The sequence below is a fragment of the Pseudorhodobacter sp. genome, from assembly GCF_030452865.1.
Lineage (GTDB): Bacteria > Pseudomonadota > Alphaproteobacteria > Rhodobacterales > Rhodobacteraceae > Pseudorhodobacter.
In genome coordinates this window covers 1-3,393 of record NZ_JAKDLJ010000376.1, presented here as the reverse complement: position 1 = coordinate 3,393, position 3,393 = coordinate 1, and the positions used below count along the sequence as shown (strand labels likewise).

4 protein-coding genes are annotated in these 3,393 nt (G+C 60.8%); all 4 read right to left on the bottom strand.

Annotated features, from left to right (window positions below):
* Positions 1–500 (bottom strand): cell division protein FtsA (locus tag L0H65_RS16625; RefSeq protein ID WP_301460325.1); only part of this gene is annotated, 500 nt, incomplete at its 3' end.
* On the bottom strand, positions 497–1,411 hold the full coding sequence (locus L0H65_RS16620; protein WP_301460323.1) for a cell division protein FtsQ/DivIB: 915 nt from the start codon (positions 1,409–1,411) through the stop codon (positions 497–499). The genes L0H65_RS16625 and L0H65_RS16620, both read right to left, overlap by 4 nt.
* Entirely contained in the window at positions 1,399–2,322 is a 924-nt protein-coding gene (locus L0H65_RS16615; RefSeq protein ID WP_301460322.1) for a D-alanine--D-alanine ligase, read from the bottom strand. Before L0H65_RS16615 ends, L0H65_RS16620 begins: the two co-directional genes overlap by 13 nt.
* 35 nt (positions 2,323–2,357) lie before the next feature.
* Complete coding sequence (murB, locus tag L0H65_RS16610) at positions 2,358–3,287, bottom strand: UDP-N-acetylmuramate dehydrogenase (RefSeq protein ID WP_301460320.1); 930 nt, start codon at positions 3,285–3,287, stop codon at positions 2,358–2,360.
* Positions 3,288–3,393 lie beyond the last annotated feature (106 nt).

Here is a 3,393-nt window from a genome sequence, read left to right as displayed (position 1 = left end):
TCGAGTGCGAAATTCACCGGTTGAGCGTGCAAAACCTCACGCCCTTCGCCAATATCCGGCACATCGCAGGAGGCGAGAACGCGGGCCACGTCCTGCTCACTCACTACGGAATCCTGCAATTCCCAGTCCCCGGCAAGGCCGTAGCTGCGCGGTTCGGCGCCCGAAAAGCAGGCAATCACATGATCGACCCGCACATTCGCCATTTTCTGCGCCGATTGCACCACCGTCCGAATGGCACGCTCGGTTTCATTCATCACCGAAATCTCGCCAAAGCGGACCCCGCGCGACCGCGTTGTCGCAGCGCCAATCACCCGGAACGACGACTGCCCGGCCATGGAGCCAACGCCTTCCATCTCCCGCAAGCCATCGCTGCTGTCCAAGCGCAGGATCAGGCAGCCGACCTTGCTGGAACCGACATCGAGAATGGCGATAAACCCACGCTGCATGGCGGTACGGCGAATGTTCCGCATCGCGCGCTGGGTTTGATAGAGATCCGTCATAGGTCGCTCTCCGCAGGGATAATGCCGCGAGCGCGGCGCATTTCAGCCAAAGCATAGGGGGCCAGTCGCAAGGACGGGCGGTTTTGCAAACGCAGATCAACGGCGGCAACATCGCGCGCCAGCACATCCTGCGCCTGATCGAGGGCGATGAGCCGTTCCAGCGCCAGAACCGGCTGATCCACCGGCAAAAGGATACGTTGATCGCGGTCGAGCACGATGTCCCAGCGCCGCTCTCCCAGCCGTTCCAACCCGCGCAGGCGCGGCAACAGCGGACCAGCGGCAAGCAGAATCTGTTCAGCCTCGGCAATCGCCCTGTCGGCGCCTTCACCCGCAAGCAGCGGCAAATCTGCCCGGTCGCTGCGTTCGGTGATTTCCGCGATCTTGACCCCGGTTCCGTCGATCAGCCAAAGCCCGTCATGGTCACGCCAGACATAGGCCGGTTCCCGCTCCCTGACAGCGACCTGCAAAATCCCACCCGATTGCACCCGGATATCAACATCCGCCACCGCGCGCAGCGTTGTCACGCGCGCCCGCGCCGCCTCCAGATCAATATCGAGCGAGCTTTGCGGCAGAGGCAACGCCAGATTGCTGCGCACCGCTTCCGAAAGTTCCGGCGAAGCGCCGTCAATGGCAAGGATGTTGACCATGAATTCGGGGCGGTTCTTCACCTTCTCACGCAGATCGGTGTAAATGCTGCTGATCGAAGCGCGACGACCCGCATCCGCCAGGTAAATTCCCAAACCCAGCGTCAGCACAAAGGCTGGCAGACCCACGCGCAAGGCCGTCCGCACGAAAGGCGTCAGCCACAAACGCTGCATGCGGTAGGCGGCGCGGCTTGGGGCGGGGTCGCGGCGCGGTGCGCTTCGGCTGGACCTTGGCGGGATTTGGGGATTGCGGTTTACCGGTTGCATGATGCGTCCTCCACGATCCAGCGACAAAGTTCGGGAAAGCTGATGCCCACCGATGCCGCCTGTTCAGGCGCAAGCGAGGTGGGGGTCATGCCCGGTTGGGTGTTGGTTTCCAGAATGATCAAGCCATCCAGGCCGCGCGCTTCGTTCCACCGAAAATCGGTCCGAGACAGACCGCGGCAACCAAGCGCGCGATGGGCCCGCGCTGCATATTCCTTGCAAGCCTTTGTGATCTCATCCGGAATATTCGCAGGCACCTCATGGCGAGAGCCGCCAACCGAATATTTCGCGTGGTAATCATACCAACCATCAACGATGATATCGGTCACATTCAAAGCGCGGCCATCCAGCACTGCGACGGTAAATTCCCGCCCCGGCACATAGGTTTCCACCATCACGACATCGGGCATATCTTCGGAAAGCTGCGGCGGGCTGTTTGCCGCCTCATGCACGATGTAAACCCCGACCGATGACCCTTCGTTATGGGGTTTCACCACATAGGGCGGCGGCATCACATGGCGCGCGCGCACCTCTGCCTTGCTGGCCAGAATGCTGGTCGCGACCGGCAAGCCATTGGCACGGAACACTTCTTTCGATTTTCCCTTATCCATCGCGAGGGCGGAGGACAACACCCCGGAATGGGTATAGGGAATTCGCATCCATTCCAGCAAACCCTGGACGCAACCATCCTCACCCCAGCGGCCATGCAGGGCATTGAACACCACATCTGGTTTATGTTCGGTTAAACGTGCGCAAAGGTCTGGCCCGGCATCCACCGTAACCACCTGATATCCCGCCTCCTTCAGGGCCGATGCGCATTCACGCCCGGATGACAAGGACACCTCCCGCTCTGCGGAAGGCCCACCCATCAAAACGACCACTTTGGAGGCTGTCCCGCTCGACGTGCCAACCATATTTACTGCCTCAAGGTCTTTTTCGACCCGTATTATTATTCAGCCGCTGGTTCGCCAACGCGCCTTATTTCCCACTCTAGCGTTATTCCTTGGGTTTCGAAAACCCTTTTTCGCACTTCCTCGCCCAATTCTTCCAAATCTGCGGCGGTTGCGCCACCGGTATTGATCAGAAAGTTCGGATGCATCCCGCTCATCTGCGCGCCGCGCCGCGTTGCACCGCGCATTCCGGCATCGTCGATCACCTTCCAGGCCTTCAGATCGTGCACATCATCGGCTTGGCCAGTGGAGGAAAACCCCGCCGGATTACGGAAAGTGGAGCCGGCAGAACGCGCTTTCGTCGGTTGGCTCGCATCGCGCTTCGCAAGTTGGTCTGTCATTTTATTGTGCAAATCCTGAGGCTTGCATGGGTCAGCGCGGAACGTAGCCGACGTGATCACCCAACCCTCCGGCAAGTCGGAATGACGATAGGCGAAGTGTAGGTCGGCGGCCGTCAAGGTTTTCACCTCCCCCGCCCGTGTGACGACTGTAACATCAAGCAAATGATCGGCGGCGTAACTGCCATAGCACCCCGCGTTCATCCGCACCGCGCCGCCAATGCTGCCCGGAATGGTGCGCAAAAACGTCAAATCGCGCCCCGCATCGGCGGCTTTGCGCGCAACATGGGCATCGAGCGCTGCCGCCCCCGCCCTAATGGTATCGCCCGCAACCTCAATCGCATTAAACCCGCGCCCAAGCCGGATCACCACCGCCCGCAACCCGCCATCGCGCACGATGAGGTTGGAGCCGACCCCGATGGGAAACACCGGAATACCCGCCGGAAGTGCCGCCAGAAACCCCGCCAGATCCTGCGCATCGGCAGGCTGAAACAGCCAATCCGCCGGGCCACCGACGTGCAACCACGTCAAATCCGCCAGCGCGCGATTTGCGGTCAAGGTGCCGCGCACCGGGGGAAGTGAATAGGGCATATCTTGCGTCATGCCCGCTTGGTAACGCCAAGGCTAGATTTCGGCAAGGGTTTGGATGCGGGGCGGGCAGAAATGCGCTTGGAAAGGGTTAACGAGAGGTGAAGAC